This window comes from Parvibaculum sp. (assembly GCF_046297875.1).
In the GTDB taxonomy this organism is placed as follows: Bacteria; Pseudomonadota; Alphaproteobacteria; order Parvibaculales; family Parvibaculaceae; genus Parvibaculum.
The window spans coordinates 2,510,214-2,527,545 of the sequence record NZ_JBKBHD010000001.1 but is presented as its reverse complement, the minus strand read 5'-3'; the positions used below and the strand labels follow the sequence as shown (position 1 = coordinate 2,527,545).

The following is a 17,332-nucleotide window of genomic DNA, read 5'->3' as shown; positions in this document are numbered from 1 at the left end:
GTGTTCATTCAGCCTGCCGCTGGCTCACCGGAAATCGAAGGGGGTCTCGTTGACGCCGGGGCGCACTGATCTTCCGGCCCCTTGGTCACTCATAGCATTGCGGGGCTTCCCTGTCAGTCGCGTCCCCGTATCATGGGGGCAATTGAGCATTGAAAATGAGGCCAAATAAAGCCTCGACCGACCCAAGGGAGAACCGCCATGGCGACCGCCGCCCCCGGCACGAAAATCCGGCTGCTGCCGGAAGACGAGTACACCCACACCCCTGACAAGGCCTCGAATTATAATGAGAGCATGTATTTCAATATGTTCGACCCGGCCCGGAAGATTGGCGGCTGGTTTCGCCTTGGCAACCGCCCCAATGAAGGCCATGCCGAAATGACGGTTTGCCTCTATCTGCCGGATGGCCGCGTCGCCTTCACCTATGGCCGCCCGAAGATCTCCGGCAATGCCGAAATGAATGCCGGCGGCATGAAATTCGAGGTGATCGAGCCTTTCAAGCGCCTGCGCGTCACCTATTCCGGCAAGGTTGTCGTCCTCGCCAATCCGTTCGACATGGCGGACCCTGCCCGTGCCTTCAAGGATAACCCGGTCGTCCCCTGCGAGGTCGAGCTCGACTATGAAGGCGTCTCGCCCATGTTCGGTGGCGAGACGGTGAAGGAAGACGGGTCGCCCCTGGACATCGACCCCGAAAAATCCTTCGCCAAGGCCCACTACGAGCAGCACATGGCCGCAAAGGGCCGCTTCAAGGTTGGCGAAGAGACCTTCGAGGTGGAAGGCTTTGGCCTCCGCGACAAGAGCTGGGGCCCGCGCTACTGGCAGGCGATCCACTGGTATCGCTGGCTGCCCATAAACTTCGGACGCGACTTTGGCATGATGATTTCCATCGTGACGAATGACGAAGGCAAAGAGCGGCATGGCGGCATGGTGCTGAAGGACGGCAAATACGACCTCATCACCAAATGCAGCATCGACAGCGACTGGGACGAGAACTGGTACCAGACGGCCCTTTGCGCAAAGGTCGAGACCGAGTCCGGCGCAACCTACGAGATCGACGGCAAGGTGCTCTCGCTGATCCCGCTGCGCAACCGGCGCAAGGATGCAGACGGTACCGAGCTCAACACCCGGATCACCGAAGGCATGACCGAATACCGTTGCAACGGCATGGTGGGTTATGGCCTGTCCGAGTATCTGGACCAGATCGTGGACGGCAAGCCCGTCGGCGCGGGCCACTGACATGAGCGGTGAGAACAATCCGATCGCGGCGCCGCTCGCCGAGGTCGCACGCAAGCATATTCCGGGCGCGAGCGGAATCGACGCATTGAAACGTCTTTCAGGCGGCGCAAGTCAGGAAATCTGGTCCTTCGACGCGGTAACGCCCTCGGGCACGGTTCCGCTCATCCTGCGCCGTGCACCCGGCGGCTTCCGCGACACCGGACGTTCGGGTACGGCCGTCCCGCTTGAGACCGAAGCCCGCCTGATCGATCTCGCCGAAGAAGTCGGCGTACCGGTTCCGCCCGTGCGTCACGTGATGACCGAGGAAGACGGGATTGGCCAGGGCTTCATCATGGACCGCATTCCCGGCGAAACCCTCGCCCGCAAAATCCTGCGTGATGAGGAATTTGCAGAAGCTCGCCCGAAACTTGCTCGGCAATGCGGCGAGGTTCTCGCCCGGCTCCACAAGGTCGACAAGGCGAAGCTCCCACCGCTCCGTGTCGCCACGGGCCGCGACGAGGTCGAGCAGTATTTCACCACTTACAAGCAGCTCGACTATCCCCACCCCGTCTTCGAACTTGCCTTCCGCTGGCTACGAGACAATGCACCGCCCGACACGACGGAACTGACGCTTGTTCATGGTGACTTCCGCAATGGCAATCTGATGATCGGGCCGGAAGGCCTGCGCGCAGTGCTCGACTGGGAAATCGCTCATGTCGGCGATCCGATGGCCGACCTGTCATGGATATGTATCAATCCCTGGCGCTTCGGCAATATCGACATGCCGGTTGGCGGCTTCGGCCTGCGCGAAGACCTCTTCGCGGGCTACGAGGCCGGCGGCGGCGGCAAGGTCGATCCCGCCCGCATCAAGTTCTGGGAAGTGCTCGGCACACTCAAATGGGGCATCATGTGCATGGGAATGGCGTCGGCCTTCCTGCAGGGCGACCGTTCCGTCGAACGCGCCACCATCGGCCGCCGCTCCTCCGAAACCGAAGTCGATCTGATGCGCCTGCTGGCGCCGCTCACGGGCAAGGAATAGGGAAATGCAGGATCAACCCTCCGCCATCGAATTGATAGAAGTGGTTGGCGAATTCATCCGCAATCACGCCATGCCGCAATTGAAGGGCCATACGGCCTTCCACGCGCTTGTCGCCGCCAATGCGCTCGACATCGTCAGGCGGGAACTCGAGATCGGCCCGAAGGCAGGCGACGAGGAGCTTCGCCGGCTGAAGTCCCTGCTCGGCAAGGACGGGCCCATCGAAGCGCTGAACCGTGAACTCTGTGCCAAAATCGAAAGCGACGAAATGACGCTCGAAACGCCTGGCCTGCGCGAGCACCTCTGGGAAACGACCCTGACCAAGCTTGCCATCGACCAGCCGAAATATTCCGGCTACCGCCGCGCACTTGAAGAGAAGGCCTGATCGTCGAAAACCGGTCCCGCGGGTGACAGTTTGGTAAGTGATTTCAGGTCACTATCCCGTGCTGAACTGAACAGTCCCCGGACGGGCCCGAAAAGTGCCGAATTATCAGGTAGTCGACATCGAATACATTGCGGAGCGGCATCCCGTTCGCGCATTCAATACCTATTGGAAGCGGCACGCGGTCGACGGCAAGGTGCCGCAGCGGAGCAAGATAAATCCGGCCGAGATTGCCGGCATTCTGCCCTGGCTCCTCGTGCTCGAAGTCAACCGCATGGGCGATTCTGTGGATTATCGCTACCGCCTTGCAGGGACCGGCTGTACCGAAATATTCGGGGTCGACTACACCGGGAAATTTCTCGGTGAACACCTGACGCCGGAGGGAACGGAAATCCGGCGCCGGGAGTTCGCGCAGATACTTGCCGAAGGCCGCCCTATCATCTCGACCACGAATCTGCCGATCAAAGGCAAGGATTTCATCATGGTACATCGGGGCGTCTTTCCGGTCAGGGCGTCGGCAGACGATACCGATCAGATTTTTGTCGCTATCGCGCCTGTCACCACGGAATGTACATGTCGGCCTGCGGCCGGCATCTAATTGCCGAGCCCGGCCGTCAGTTGGTCCCGATAGGAATTGAGCCTCTCTCGGTAGATCGCAAGCATCGCTTCAGCATCGAACCGCTTCACGTCAAGCGCGTCCGCCTGGTCTGACCGGAGCAAGGTCTCCGCAACGATCCGGTTCGCTTCTACCGAATAATGCGTTCCGTCATAGGTGTTGCGCGTGTCGATGGTAATGGAAGACGGAATGCCGAAATCGACAAAGCGGTTGAATTTTTCCGAAGCCAGATGAAGCGCTGCCACATACTCCGGCAACCAACCCGCTTTCTCGTAACCTGCGACTGCCCATGCCGAAACCGGCGGAACGTAGCCAACAAGCTTCGCTTCGGGAAAAATTGAGCGCATGTCATCGTAGAATTTGACGCGATGCGTCGCCGTGAAACGGCCCGCCATCATGTCGGGGATCGGCTTTGCAGGATCATAGTCCGGCGCGCCCGGTGCCACACGGCATTCGAAATCGAGCGTGTAGATTCGATCTAGCGGTGACGAACCGACGAGTGTTCGCAACGACATCGAAAGCGCATCGAATGAAAGATATGCGATCAACGCGGGCTTTGGCTCGTCAAGCTCGCGAATGAAGGGGGGAATAACGGCGCCGCCGATCTTGTCGCGAAAAGCAGACGCCGGAACACCCATGATGACGAGTTTCGGTCTGAAGCCCCGATCCGCTATGTAGCGCGCGTAGGCGACCGCCTCTTCTGCCTTGCCCGCCGAGAACGCAAAGTTGAAGCAGCGATGACCTTCGATCCAATGCGCCGGCAAAAGCGTCGCGCGGCTGTCGCCGAATATCACACAGTCATACTCATCCTGCCGTGAAAGAAAGAGGTTCATCTTGCTCAGCCGCTCATTGAAGGCGTAGTTCACCGAGCCAACCTTGTTGCCACCGAAATACCACATCGGATCGACAGCCGCGTTCACGGCAAAAACCGCGCCCGCACATGCGAGCACGGTCGCAACTAGCGCCGCGAAATAGCCGGGAATATATCTGTTCATGGTCATCGGCTGGGCGTACTCAGAACTGGAAATAGAGGAACTCACTGATCCGCTGCAGGCTCAAAAAGGATGCTGCGGCCATCAGCCCGATCGCGAGCGCCACACGCTTGCTTGGACGCCAGAAAAATATGAGCTGATATTTCGTTCCGTCCACCGGTAGTAGCAAGGGGTCATCCCTGCGGTCGCTCCATTTGTAGTTGAAGGCGGGCCGAACCATGGCGAGCCATTGCTGCGTATTCGGCCAGAACCAGACAATGCCCATCCAGAAGGCAAGCCAGGCGAGGCCTTCGCCCAGCCTCGCAACGTCAGGCGCATATGGAACGGCGACGAGCCCGCGATAGATCGCCATCGCAGCATCGAGATCCGCCGCACGAAACAGCACCCAGGCAAGCGCAACGCAAAGGAAGGTGAGCGCCCGCGCCAAGCCACGCGACCACCAGGTATTGATCTTTCGGATCGGCAGCGCGTTCCAGCCATGATTGATGATGAGCATGAGCCCGTGCGCCGCCCCCCATAGCATGAATGTCCATGCCGGGCCGTGCCATAGTCCGCCAAGCGCCATCGTGATGAAGAGATTGAGATATCGCCGCGCCTTGCCCCGCCGGTTGCCGCCAAGCGAGATGTAGAGATAGTCGCGCAGGAAGCGCGACAGCGTCATGTGCCAGCGCCGCCAGAAATCGGAAATGTTCAGCGCCTGATAGGGCGAGTGAAAATTGAGCGGCAGCCTGATGCCGAAAATCCGCGCGGCGCCGATCGCCATGTCGGAATAGCCCGAGAAGTCGAAATAGAGCTGGAACGTATAGGCGAGCATTCCTTCCCAGGCATCGAAGAAGCCGATCTCGCCGCCTGCCGCCGCACGCGCAAAGACCGGTGTTGCAACGAGGGCAATATTGTCCGCCAGCACCACCTTCTTGAAGAGACCGATGAAAAATATGGTGAGACCGACGGCAAGGTTCATCCGGTCGAATGAAAAGCCCTTTGCCCGCTTGGTCTGCGAGAAGATTTCCTTGTGATGGACGATGGGTCCCGCAATGAGTTGCGGGAAGAACATCACGAAAAAGCAATATTCGAGGAACGAATGCGGCTCCACTTCGCCGCGCCGCGCATCCACCAGATAGGCGATCTTCTGAAAGGTGAAGAAGGAAATGGCGAGCGGCAGGACAATGTGCTGCAACTCAAAACCTGTATCGAGCAGCGCATTCGACGTGCCGATCAGGAAGTCCGTATATTTGAAATAGGCGAGCGATCCAAGGTCGACCGTCACACCGAAGGCGGTCAGCATCGTTGCCTGCCCGCCGCCCGGCTTCAACCTCTCGAACATGATGGCCTTCGCCATCAGGAAGTTGAAAATCGCAAGGCCGATCAGCAGAGGCAGGTAGATCGGGTTCCACCAGCCGTAGAAGAACAGCGACGCCAGCACAAGGAAGCCGAGACTCGCCTCCCGCCCGAGCCTTGCCCGGACATAGAAGCAGCCAATGGCCACCAGCGGCAGGAAGACAAACAGAAAAACAGGCGAGTTGAACAGCAATTGGCGAGGAGGCTCCTGCCTCGGAAAGGAAAGGCGGCCTTTGGGGAAAGACTCAGGCGGCGGCCTTCAGCGGCGCGATCTTAGATTGAACCAAGGCATAAAAAAGGCCGGGAACGCAGTCCCGGCCTTCTTCGGATCATTTATTTTGCGTCAGCTCACGCACCATGCGCACCGATGATCGTCACCGAGCAGACATTCTGGGAGGGGGCTCCGCCCAGATTGTGGGTCAGGCCGATCTTCGGGTTGGGAAGCTGGCGTTCGCTTGCCCGGCCCTGAAGCTGCAAGTACATCTCATAGGCCATGCGGAGGCCCGATGCCCCGATCGGGTGGCCGAAACACTTGAGCCCGCCATCGATCTGGCAGGGAACCTTGCCATCGGCATCGTAAAAGCCGTCCATGACGTCCTTCACCGCCCCGCCCTCGGGCGAGATGAACAGGTCTTCCATGGTCACGAGTTCCGTCACCGAGAAGCAGTCGTGCACTTCCATCATGCTGACCTGCTCGCGCGGATTGTCGATGCCCGCTTCCTTGTAGGCCTTTTTGGCGGCAATGCGCGCCGTGTGGAAGTAGCTGCCATCCCAGCTGTTATGCTGGCTTTCAAGGCCGTTCGAGACGGAAAGCTGCATCGCCTTCACGGTCACGATGTTTTGCTTGCCCATCGCCCTGGCAATTTCCGGCGTCGTCACGATAGCCGCCGCCGCACCGTCCGACACGCCGCAGCAATCGAAGAGGCCGAGCGGTTCGGCAATCATCGGCGCGTTGAGCACCTGCTCTTCCGTCACCTCATTGCGCAGATGCGCCTTCGGGTTTTTCGCGCCGTTTGCATGACTCTTTACAGAGACATGCGCGATGGCACGCTTCAGGTCTTCCTTGCTCACGCCGTGCTTTGCCCGGTAGGCGGAGGCGAGCTGGGCGAAGTTGCCCGGCGCCGAACCGGAGGGCGACCATTGCGGGTTGAGCGTGCCCATATTGCCGACCGGCAAGCCGCCATAACCCGTGTCCTTGAGCTTCTCGACGCCGACCGCAAGCGCGATGTCGGCTGCGCCCGAGGCCACGGCATAGACTGCACCGCGCAGCGCCTCGGAGCCCGAGGCACAGAAGTTTTCAACGCGCGTCACCGCGATGTTCGGCAGCCGCAGCGCGAGCGACAGCGGCGTGCCGCCCTTGCCGGTGCCGATCTCGTCGATATGCGTCGAGAACCACGCCGCATCGAGTTGCGTCGGCTCGATCCCCGCATCCTGCATCGCCTCGAGATAGGCTTCGACCATCAGTTCTTCGGGGCCCGCATCCCAGCGTTCGCCGAATTTGGAGCAACCCATGCCGAGGATCGCGACCTTGTCCTTAATACCTGCCGCCATGTCCGTTTCTCCCTATTCGGCCGCCTGGCCCGTTTGTGATTTTGCTGCGCTGGAAGCGATCGGCACCGCTTTCCAGAAATAGCGGCGGAAGCCGCGCTTCTCGTCGAACTCCTTGATGCGGAAAACGAGCTTCACTTCCATGCCGGAATCGACAGTGCCGGCCTCCACATCCGTGAAGTCCATCATGATCCGCCCGCCCTCGTCGAACACCACCATGCCGTAATGGTTCGGCGGGTTCATGCTGAAGGACAGGAAGTCGGCCGACCAGGACAGGATCTTCGCCTTCTTCTCGGCGAACTTGTAGGGTTCCTGCGTATCGACCGTGTGGTTGTTCGGATTGACCGAAATGCGCGAGCGTGGGAACTGGACGACCCCCGTTTCCTTGCAGCGCCCGCCGACGAGGCCCATCAGCATGTCTTCATTGCGGTAGAGCGTGGTAAGCGCCGTCTTCTTGTCCTGTTCCGCGCGCATGCCCTTTTCCCACTCGATCAGGCCGTTGAAGGTGAGGAACTTCAGATAGTTCGTCTCCTCCTTCCGGTCCTTGAGCGAACCGGCAATGCCGCGCTTGCCCGCCTGGCTCGATAGCTTGTCGGTCGCCTCGAAGACCAGTGCATCGCAGCCGCCACCGAAATGCAGCACCAGCACCTTGTCGCCGGGTTTCGCTTCGGTCTGCAGCGTGTTGACCAGCATCACCAGCGAATGGGCGGCGCCGGTCTCGCCGCAATTGGCGGCCAGCGTGTCCCGCGCCGCTTCCGGCGCAATGCCCGAGCGTTTGGCAAGTTGCTGGGCGAACTTGTCACCGAAGATGCACGGCATGACGAAATGCTTGATATCCCCTGCGCTTACACCGGAACTCTCAAGCGCTGCCTTCACAGCCTTCGGAACGATCTTGGAAAAGCCTTCGTCGCGGATCCAGCGCTCTTCCCAGTTGTAGTCGAACTCTTCTGTGTCGCCGCGGAAATGGTCCACGAAATCGACCGTCAGGCTCGCGCCGCCGAGATAGGTGGCGATCACATTGTCCGTACCCACCATGAGCGCGGCTGCGCCATCGCCGAAATCGAGCTCCTGTGCAGTCACGGCCTTGGTCTTGCGATGGTCGGAGGCCAGCACCAGCGCGTTCTTCGCCTCTCCCGCTTTCACCGCAGACAGCGCCTGCATCAGTGCGGACGTGCCGGCCCGCTGTGTCGAGGCGACATCGACCGCCCGCACGCTCTGCTCGAGCGTCAGCGCCGCCGAAATGATGCCGCTGTTGAGGCGGTCCTTGAACGGCATGGTGGTGGAACCGAAATAGAGCGCGTCCACATGGCTGCGGTCGTCATCGGGACCGAGCAGGTCGCGCGCGGCCTCGACGGCCATCGTCACGGCATCCTCGTCCCAGTTCGCCATGGAGCGCTCGCCCTTCCCCTTGCCGAGAAAGTTTGGCGCCACCCAGGCGTTGGCTTGTGCCACAGCCTTGCGCTGCAGTCTGAGGCGCGGAATATACCCGCCATAGGCTGTAAGCCCCACGGATTGCTGGGCCATACGTCTCCCCTTTCCGAATATTCGGTTATTGTTGGCGAGAGTTTATCGGGGATAAGCAGCGGCCCACAACCGCCAGAATAGGTGGTACGGAAGAACCAGCCCGCCGTTGCGTCAAGTCTCAGCCTTCGACCACGAAACAGGCGATCTTCCGCTGTTCAAGGGCCTTACAGGCCGATTTGGCGGCCGAAATCTCTCCAAAGGCACCCGCCTGCAGCCGGTAGAACACGCCTTTTTCCCCCAGATCGGCCTTCTGGATTGCATGCCCCCCGCTGCCGATGATCGGCTGCGCCGCTGTGGAAACTTCCCGCCATGCACGCTCCGCCAGAGCCTCCTCGCGGAAGGCACCGAGCTGCAGCCGGTAGCGCGCCGCCGCCGGCTCCGCCACGGGCGTCATCTGCGCCTTGGCAAGCGCCATGGGTTTCGGCCGGGGCACATCGCCGCCGGGACGGAGCGAACCGGTAATGATCTCGTCATTGGCCTCCGCCGCATCGGCCATTAGCGCAGGCGGCGGCGTCTCTTCGCGCGGCAGCCGGGTGGCGGTCGTCCGCCAGCCGCCAATGCTGGAAATTCGAATGATCTGCGCACCCTCATTGCCGGAAGACGCCGCCTGAAACGGTGTGATGGTCGACGGCACAACGCGCGCCGTCGAGGTGGCTTCGGCAGCCTGAGGCTGAGGGGCCGGTCCGCTCAGATCCGCATATTGCGCCTGGAGCGAAGCGAGCTTGGTCGCCGCAAGGTCGAACTCGGGATCTATCGCAAGCGCCTGCCGCAAGTCGGCCTCGGCCCGCGTCATATCGCCGATGCGTTCATGAGCGAGCGCCCGCCCGTAAAGAGAAAGCCGCCGCTCTCGGCCCTGCATGTATTCCAGCGCAGCCGTGTAGCTCAGGATGGCATTTTCATGTGCGCCGCGCCTGCGCTCAAGATTGGCCAGATTGTGGTAGGCGGCGGCATAACCCGGCGACAATTCGATGGCTGCCCGATAGTCCCGCTCCGCCGCATCGTTTTCGCCCGCCTGCCCATAGGCAATGCCGCGATTGTAATGCGCCCGCGCGAGCACCGGCTTCGGCAAGCCGCCTGCATCGATCGCACGGCTGTAGTCGGCAATCGCGGCATCCTGTTGCCCGGTCTTCTGGAAGGCGACGCCACGATGATGCCAGGCGAGTGCGCGCCCCTCATGCGTCAGGCCGCCACTGTCGAGTGCATTTGAAAAGTCGACCGCCGCCCGGTCGTAGTGGCCCCGCTCGATGGCATCGGCACCGGCCTTCATCAGCGCGGCAGCCTCCGTCTCGGCACTATTGGCACCGGCAAGTTGCGATCCGGCAGGCGTCGCCGCCAGCATGACGGAAAATAAGGCCACAGCCATTCCCCGCCTCAAACCGGATATCACGTCTCGCATACATCACACCGCATCGACCGGCCCTCTTCGAATGGCGACAGAGGTAAACCCGGCAATAATTTACCACGCGCCGGACAGGAGCCTGACGGCGGCTGTAATAACCGATCAAATTCAATGGCTTGATGAAAAACCGCGAATTGCCGATCGCGCGATAACGAACGAATCGGCTTATTCGACGGTGACGGACTTCGCGAGATTGCGCGGCTGGTCCACGTCGGTTCCCTTCGACACCGCCGTGTGATAGGCGAGCAACTGCACCGGGATTGCATTGATGATCGGCGCGATCAGCGGGTCGACTGTGGGCACCTCGATTGTCGCCCAGAGCCCCGCACCCGCCCGCGCAATGCCTTCCTTGTCGGCGATCAGCAGCACATTGCCGCCCCGCGCGATCACTTCCTGCATGTTGGAAATCGTCTTGTCGAACAGGCTGTCCACCGGCGAAATAACGACGACAGGCACAGCCTCGTCGATCAGCGCGATGGGACCATGCTTGAGCTCGCCCGCGGCGTAGCCCTCGGCATGGATGTAGGAAATTTCCTTGAGCTTCAGCGCACCTTCAAGCGCGATCGGGTAGTTGTGCCCACGCCCGAGATAGAGCACGTCGCGCGCCTTGGCGACCTCTGCGCTCAACGCCTGAATGGCCTGGTCTTGCGTCAGCGCATCAGCCACATGCCGCGGCACTTCGAGCAGCGTCCGCACGAAACGCGCTTCATCCGCAGGTGAGATCGCACCTCGCGCAAGCCCGGTTCGCACGGCAAGAACGGCAAGTGTGGCAAGCTGGCAGGTAAAGGCCTTGGTCGAGGCAACGCCGATCTCCGGTCCTGCATATGTCGGAAGGATCGCGTCGGACGCGCGCGCGATGGAAGACTCCGTCACATTGACGACGGAAACGATTTTCTGCCCCTGAGACCGGCAATAGTGAAGCGCGGCGAGCGTGTCCGCCGTCTCGCCCGACTGCGAGATGAAAATCGCCAGTCCGCCGGGTGGCACAGCCGCTTCGCGGTAACGGAACTCGGAGGCAATATCGACCTCGACCGGTACGCGTGCAAGTTTCTCGAACCAGTATTTCGCAACGAGCCCCGCATAAAAGGCCGTACCGCATGCAACGATGGTGATGCGCGGCACGGAGGCGAGATCGACCGGCAGCGCAATCTCGCGCAGCTTGTCGCCCAGTGGGTCGAGATATTCCGACAGCGTGTGCCCGATCACTTCCGGCTGCTCGAAGATTTCCTTCGCCATGAAGTGCCGGTGATTGCCCTTGTCCACCAGCGCGGCGGACACATCCGTGATCTTGATCGGCCGTTTGACGATCTGACCCGCGGCATCGTGGATCACCGCGCTCGTCCGTGTAATCTCCACCCGGTCGCCTTCTTCGAGGAAGGATACGCGGTTCGTCATCGGCGCAAGCGCGAAGGCGTCCGAGCCGAGATACATCGCGCCATCGCCATAACCGACGGCAAGCGGGCTTCCTTGCCGCGCGCCGATCATCAGATCCGTGTCGCTGCGGAAAATGATGCCGAGCGCAAAGGCGCCTTCGAGTTCCTTGATCGCCGCCGCTGCCGCCGCGCGGGCGTCCAGCCCCTTGTCGAGATAGGCCGTCACGAGATGCGCAATTACCTCGCTGTCTGTCTCGGTGACGAACTTGGCGCCCTCGGCGGTCAGCCTTTCGCGCAGCTCCCGGAAATTCTCGATGATACCATTGTGGACGATCGCGACGCGGTCCGTCGCATGCGGATGGGCGTTTCGTTCCGTCGGCGCGCCATGCGTCGCCCAGCGCGTATGGCCGATGCCGATCGTGCCGTCGAGCGGCCATTCATCGAGTGCCTTTTCGAGATTGAAGAGCTTGCCTTCCGCGCGCCGGCGCTCGATCTCGCCGCCTGAAAGCGTTGCGATGCCCGCGCTGTCGTAGCCGCGATATTCGAGCCGCTTCAGCGCCTCCAGAATGACGGGCGCGACGGGTTCATTTCCGATGATGCCGACAATTCCGCACATGCTTTATTCACCCGAAGATTTCTTTTGCTTTGCCGCTTCGTTTTTCGCGCGGAAAGCTGCCGCCCAGCCGGGCTTATCGAACTGCTTGCCGCGCGCCACAGCCAGCGCATCCGGCGCTATATCTTTCGTCACCACGCTGCCCGAGCCGACATAGGCGCCATCGCCGATCTTCACCGGCGCGACGAGCGACGAATTCGAACCGACAAAGACGCCCGCGCCAATGTCGGTGAAGAATTTGTTGTAACCGTCATAATTGCAGGTGATCGTCCCGGCGCCGACATTGGCACCTGCGCCCACTCTTGCATCGCCGATATAGGACAGGTGATTGATTTTTGCCCCGTCCTCGATCTTCGCCTTCTTGGTCTCGACGAAATTGCCGATCCGCGCCTTGCGTCCGACGGACGTCCCTGGACGAATGCGCGCGAAGGGGCCGATCTCCGCACCTTCGCCGATATCGGCGCCCTCGAGATGCGAAAAGGCCTTGATCGTTGCGCCCGATGCTATTCTGCAGCCCGGCGCAAAGACGACATTTTGTCCAACCGTCACATCTTCACCGAATGAAGTATCGTGGCTGAGATATACGGTTTCGGGATCGAGGAATGTCACGCCTCCCGCCATCGCCACGGTGCGAAGGCGCTTCTGCATGACGGATTCGGCCGAAGCGAGATCGGCGCGGCTGTTCACGCCCTGAATGTCGCTTTCGGGGCAAATGACCGCGCTGCAGGAAAGACCCGACGCGCGGCCATGTGCAACGAAATCGGTGAGATAATACTCGCCTTGTGCATTGTCGTTTGTGAGTGACGCAAGAAGCGCCGGGAGATGCGCGGCGCGAACCGCCATCGGCCCGCCGAAGCAGAGCCGGATTGCCCGCACCTCTTCGCTTGCATCCTTGTGTTCGACAATGCGATTCACTTCCTTGCCCGAGCTGACGATACGGCCATAGCCAGTGGGGTCCGCCGCTTCAAAGCCGAGAATGACGATATCGCTTTCCTTGCGGCAGCGTTCCACCATGCCGGCCAGCGTCTCGCGCCGGACAAGCGGCGTATCGCCAAAGACGAACAGAACGACGCCATCCTTGTCGGCAATCTGCGGCGCGGCTGCTCTCGCCGCATCGCCCGTGCCGAGCTGGCTTTCCTGTATGGCGATGCTGACATTCGCTGCTACGGCGCGCGCATACTCCGCGACATCGTCCATGCCCGGTCCCGCCACGAGAACCGTTCTGGCACTGTCGAGCCCGGTTGCCGCCGCCAGCACATGGCCAAGCATCGGACGGCCCGCAATCGGATGCAGGACTTTCGGCAAACGCGACTTCATTCGCGTGCCTTTTCCCGCCGCCAGAATGACAGTGGTCAGGGCGTTCGACGTCATGGCCCGGTCCGTCTCCGTATATTTCCGCGCTGCCCCGCGCGAAATGTGCCTTCCCGCCCATTAACGGGGAAATAAATTTATATTTCACTATGTTGCCCCGATTCCCTGAGGCGCGGGTAGAAGCATTGCGTCAGCGATTGCGCTCCATGAGCCGCTTCTCCCAGGCAAGCGCATGGGCAACGATCGTGTCGAGATCGTCATAAGCCGGAACCCAGCCAAGCGTCTCCTTGATGAGCGCCGGGTTGGATACGATGGAGGCCGGATCGCCCGCCCGGCGCGGCGCCTGCCGCACGTCGAAGCCATGCCCCGATACCCGTTCGACGGCGCCGAGGACTTCGCGCACCGAGAAGCCGTGGCCATAGCCGCAATTGGCAATGAAGCTCGCACCGCCCTTGCGCAGATGACCGAGTGCCGCCGTATGCGCCGCAACGAGATCGCTCACATGAATGTAGTCGCGGACGCAGGTGCCATCCGGCGTTGGATAGTCGTCGCCGAAGACCTCGATATGGGACCTCTGTCCAAGCGCCGTCTGGCAGGCCACCTTGATGAGATGCGTCGCATTCGCCGTCGACTGGCCAACCCGGCCCTCCGGGTCGCCGCCTGCTACATTGAAATAGCGCAGCGCCGCAAACGTCATGTCATGCGCCGCCGCCACATCGCGCAGCATCCACTCCGTCATCAGCTTGGAGCGGCCATAGGGCGACATCGGGTTGAGCGCCGTTTCCTCGCTCACCGGCTCGTTGCCGACCATGCCGTAAACGGCGGCAGTCGATGAAAAGATGAAGTGCCGGACGCCGCCCGCAACACAGCGCTCGATCAGCGCGCGCGATTTCGCCGTGTTGTTGGAATAGTACTTGAGCGGGTTCTCGACCGACTCCGGCACGACGATCGAGCCCGCAAAATGGATCACGGCCTCGACCTTTTGCTCCCGGATGATGCGGTCGACCAGCGCCTCGTCGGCAATGTCGCCCTGATACAGCGTTGCGGCGTCCTGCACCGCCCAGTCGAAGCCGGTGGAGAGATCGTCGATCACGACGACCTCTTCCCCCGCCCGCAGGAGATCGATCACGGCATGGCTGCCGATATAACCCGCGCCACCAGTGACCAGTACGCTCATCTCAAACCCTTATCCGGAATCGATACCATTAAGGGTTATACCTTGAACTTCATCTCCACATAGTTGACGAGCCGCTCGACGGACTCATCGACCGACAGAGCCGAGGTATCGAGGACCAGTTCCGCATTCTCCGGCTCTTCATAAGGAGCGGAAATGCCGGTGAAATCCTTGATTTCGCCCGCCCGGGCCTTCTTGTAGAGCCCCTTGGGGTCGCGCGCCTCACAGGTCGCCACATCGGCCTTGACGTAGATTTCGTGGAAATCCGTGCCGCTCATGGCAGCCCTGGCCCGGTCGCGGTCAGAGCGATAGGGCGAAATGAACGAGGTGATGGCGATCATCCCGGCCCGCGCAAAGAGCGCCGACACCTCGCCAACACGGCGGATGTTTTCTGCCCGGTCTTCCGGCGAGAAGCTCAGATTGGCGTTAAGGCCGTGGCGGACATTGTCGCCATCGAGCACATACACATTATAGCCCTTCTCGAAGAGCTTCTTCTCGAGCGCCACCGCGACCGTGGACTTGCCCGCGCCGGAAAGCCCGGTGAACCAGAGCACGCCACCCTTATGTCCATTGCGGAAGGCGCGCGCCTCGGTGGTAATACCATGTTCCACGCGCGTGATATTCGTGGAGCGCGCAGTGATCAGCTCGCGCTGGTTGGCGTAGCCTTCCATCGAGATGATGCCGCCACCGGCGATGTCATACTTGTCGATCAGCACGAAACGGCCGGTCTTCGGCGCGGTGTTGAACTCGTCGAGCGCGAGCATGCGGCGCGAGCGCAGCACGACTTCGGCAACCTGGTTTCGTTCCACCTGATGCGACGACGTGTTGGAAAGATCGCTCGTATCGATGATGCTCTCGATGGACTGCACCGTGACAGGTGCCTCCATCGTGCCGAGCTTCACGCGATAGCTCTTGCCTTTGACCATCGGCTCATGTCCGAGCCAGAAAATGCGCGCTCTGAATACGTCTGTCTCGATCGGTGCATGTTCTACATGGCTGATGAGTTCGCCGCGTTCGACGAAAATCTGTTCGTCAAGCGTGATGCCGATGCTTTCGCCGGCCACACCTTCCGTCGGCGACGCCTTGCCCGGCACGGACGACCACGCCTCGATGCTTTGCACGCGGGCGGTCTTGTTGGAGGGCGAAAAGACAATCTGGTCGCCGACCGAAATGCGGCCGTCTTCGATGCGGCCGGCGATGATGCGGCGCTGGTCGAATTTGTAGACATCCTGCACCGGGAAACGCAGCGGCCGGTCGACGGACGACGCCGTCGGCATGAAGCTGTCGAGAGCTTTCACCACCGTCGGCCCCTTGTACCAGGGCATGGCGCCGGTCTGGGTGACGATATTGTCGCCTTCGCGTGCCGAAACCGGAATGACGAAAGTCGGCGTTACGCCGATCGACGTGAGATAGTCGCGATATTCCTGTTCGATGAGATCGAACTGCTCCTTCTCGTACCCGATCAGGTCCATCTTGTTGACGGCGACAGCAACCTGGCGAATACCGAGAAGATGCAGGAGATAGCCATGACGGCGCGACTGCTCGCGCACGCCTTCTGCCGCATCGATGATGAGCAGCGCCGCGTCGGATTGCGCCGCGCCGGTGATCATGTTCTTCAGGAATTCCTTGTGGCCGGGCGCGTCGATGATCGTGTAGTCGCGAGCATCCGTCTTGAACCAGATCTGGCTGGTATCGATAGTGATCCCCTGGTCGCGCTCCGCCTGCAGCGCATCCATGAGAAATGCCCATTCGAAAGGCACGCCGCGCTTTTCGCAGACGGCCTTGATGGCTTCATACTTGCCGTCGGGCAGCGAGCCCGTGTCGTGGAACATGCGGCCGACCAGCGTCGACTTGCCGTGGTCCACGTGACCGACGATGACGATGCGCAAAAGGTCGCGCGTTGCGGCAGGATTCTGGTTCACGGCGGCGAGCTTCACCTTGGCTTCGGACATTTTTGAATTTCCTCAGAGATAGCCGTCGGCGCGAAGACGTTCGAACGCATCTTCTGCTTCGTGGTCCATGGCGCGGCCGGAACGTTCGGCGACTTTCGTTGTCCGAAGTTCCTCGATGATTTCTTCGATGGTCGTCGCCGTGCTGGGCACCGGATTGGTGATGTCCTGGTCGCCGAGCGAACGATAGCGTTTGCCGTCCTTGGCGAAATAGAGCGGGATCGTCGGAATCTGTTCGCGCAGCGTGTAGAGCCAGATATCGACTTCAGTCCAGTGCAGCAGAGGGTGAACGCGGATATGCGTTCCCGGCGGGAAGTCGGTCTTGAACTGGTCCCAGAACTCCGGCGGCTGATCGCGGAAATCCCACTGGCCGGTCGTGCCGCGCGGACTGAACACCCGCTCCTTGGCACGGGTCGCTTCCTCGTCGCGGCGGATACCGGCGAAAAGCGCATTGAACTTGTATTTTTCGATCGCCTTCTTGAGGCCCGCGGTCTTGCGCGCAGCCGACCGCGCGGCTGGCGGCAGCGAGTCGTCCATTTCCTCGATCGGCGGGCAAAGCTCACGGATGAAGTTCAGGTTCCACTCCTTCGCATAGCGGTCGCGGAACGCGTACATCTCGGGGAACTTCTTTTCCGTGTCGACATGCATCACCGGAAAAGGCACATGGCCGAAGAACGCCTTGCGAGCCAGCCAGATCATTACGTTGGAGTCCTTCCCCAACGACCAGAGCATGGCGATGTTCTCGATCCGGTTGAATGCCTCACGGAAAATGAAAATGCTCTGGCTTTCGAGCTGATCCAGACGATCCATGGCTGCCTTCCTGAGGGAGCGTTGCTCCCGGCACAAATCACATAAAAACAACGGG

At 61.0% G+C, this 17,332-nt stretch carries 14 protein-coding genes; 4 read left to right on the top strand and 10 right to left on the bottom strand.

What is annotated here, in order from left to right; all coding sequences use genetic code 11:
• The first annotated feature begins 198 nt into the window (after window positions 1–198).
• The 4 genes from ACK4FH_RS12545 (at window position 199) to ACK4FH_RS12530 (ending at window position 3,228) form a co-directional block, all read left to right on the top strand.
• Complete coding sequence (locus ACK4FH_RS12545) at window positions 199–1,233, top strand: hypothetical protein (protein ID WP_409814185.1); 1,035 nt, start codon at window positions 199–201, stop codon at window positions 1,231–1,233.
• Between the two features lies 1 nt (window position 1,234).
• Window positions 1,235–2,251, top strand: a complete 1,017-nt coding sequence (locus ACK4FH_RS12540; protein WP_409814182.1) for a phosphotransferase family protein — start codon at window positions 1,235–1,237, stop codon at window positions 2,249–2,251.
• A gap of 4 nt (window positions 2,252–2,255) precedes the next feature.
• Complete coding sequence (locus ACK4FH_RS12535) at window positions 2,256–2,633, top strand: DUF6285 domain-containing protein (RefSeq protein WP_409814179.1); 378 nt, start codon at window positions 2,256–2,258, stop codon at window positions 2,631–2,633.
• Window positions 2,634–2,727: 94 nt separating this feature from the next.
• Window positions 2,728–3,228: a PAS domain-containing protein gene (locus tag ACK4FH_RS12530; RefSeq protein ID WP_409814177.1), complete on the top strand. Its 501-nt coding sequence runs from the start codon at window positions 2,728–2,730 to the stop codon at window positions 3,226–3,228.
• Here the strand turns inward: ACK4FH_RS12530 and ACK4FH_RS12525 are convergent.
• The 10 genes from ACK4FH_RS12525 to cysD all read right to left on the bottom strand — a co-directional run bounded on the left by ACK4FH_RS12525 (window position 3,225) and on the right by cysD (window position 17,277).
• Window positions 3,225–4,247: a hypothetical protein gene (locus ACK4FH_RS12525; protein WP_409814174.1), complete on the bottom strand. Its 1,023-nt coding sequence runs from the start codon at window positions 4,245–4,247 to the stop codon at window positions 3,225–3,227. The two genes, ACK4FH_RS12530 and ACK4FH_RS12525, sit on opposite strands and share 4 nt — an antisense overlap.
• A 13-nt stretch (window positions 4,248–4,260) precedes the next feature.
• Window positions 4,261–5,769: an MBOAT family O-acyltransferase gene (locus ACK4FH_RS12520; protein ID WP_409814172.1), complete on the bottom strand. Its 1,509-nt coding sequence runs from the start codon at window positions 5,767–5,769 to the stop codon at window positions 4,261–4,263.
• Window positions 5,770–5,924: 155 nt separating this feature from the next.
• Complete coding sequence (locus tag ACK4FH_RS12515) at window positions 5,925–7,127, bottom strand: acetyl-CoA acetyltransferase (protein ID WP_409814169.1); 1,203 nt, start codon at window positions 7,125–7,127, stop codon at window positions 5,925–5,927.
• Between the two features lie 12 nt (window positions 7,128–7,139).
• Complete coding sequence (locus tag ACK4FH_RS12510) at window positions 7,140–8,648, bottom strand: hydroxymethylglutaryl-CoA synthase family protein (RefSeq protein ID WP_409814167.1); 1,509 nt, start codon at window positions 8,646–8,648, stop codon at window positions 7,140–7,142.
• Window positions 8,649–8,766: 118 nt separating this feature from the next.
• Complete coding sequence (locus ACK4FH_RS12505; RefSeq protein ID WP_409814164.1) at window positions 8,767–10,011, bottom strand: tetratricopeptide repeat protein; 1,245 nt, start codon at window positions 10,009–10,011, stop codon at window positions 8,767–8,769.
• Window positions 10,012–10,212: 201 nt separating this feature from the next.
• Window positions 10,213–12,036 (bottom strand): glutamine--fructose-6-phosphate transaminase (isomerizing), encoded by a 1,824-nt coding sequence (gene glmS / locus ACK4FH_RS12500; RefSeq protein ID WP_409814161.1) that lies wholly within the window; start codon window positions 12,034–12,036, stop codon window positions 10,213–10,215.
• Window positions 12,037–12,039: 3 nt separating this feature from the next.
• Complete coding sequence (gene glmU, locus ACK4FH_RS12495; RefSeq protein WP_409814158.1) at window positions 12,040–13,404, bottom strand: bifunctional UDP-N-acetylglucosamine diphosphorylase/glucosamine-1-phosphate N-acetyltransferase GlmU; 1,365 nt, start codon at window positions 13,402–13,404, stop codon at window positions 12,040–12,042.
• 130 nt (window positions 13,405–13,534) lie between these two features.
• Window positions 13,535–14,521, bottom strand: a complete 987-nt coding sequence (galE, locus tag ACK4FH_RS12490) for a UDP-glucose 4-epimerase GalE (RefSeq protein ID WP_409814155.1) — start codon at window positions 14,519–14,521, stop codon at window positions 13,535–13,537.
• Window positions 14,522–14,556: 35 nt separating this feature from the next.
• Window positions 14,557–16,470 carry an adenylyl-sulfate kinase gene (gene cysC, locus ACK4FH_RS12485; protein ID WP_409814152.1) on the bottom strand — a complete coding sequence of 638 codons (1,914 nt, stop codon included), beginning with the start codon at window positions 16,468–16,470 and terminating at the stop codon, window positions 14,557–14,559.
• Between the two features lie 12 nt (window positions 16,471–16,482).
• Complete coding sequence (cysD, locus tag ACK4FH_RS12480) at window positions 16,483–17,277, bottom strand: sulfate adenylyltransferase subunit CysD (RefSeq protein WP_409814150.1); 795 nt, start codon at window positions 17,275–17,277, stop codon at window positions 16,483–16,485.
• Window positions 17,278–17,332: the final 55 nt, after the last annotated feature.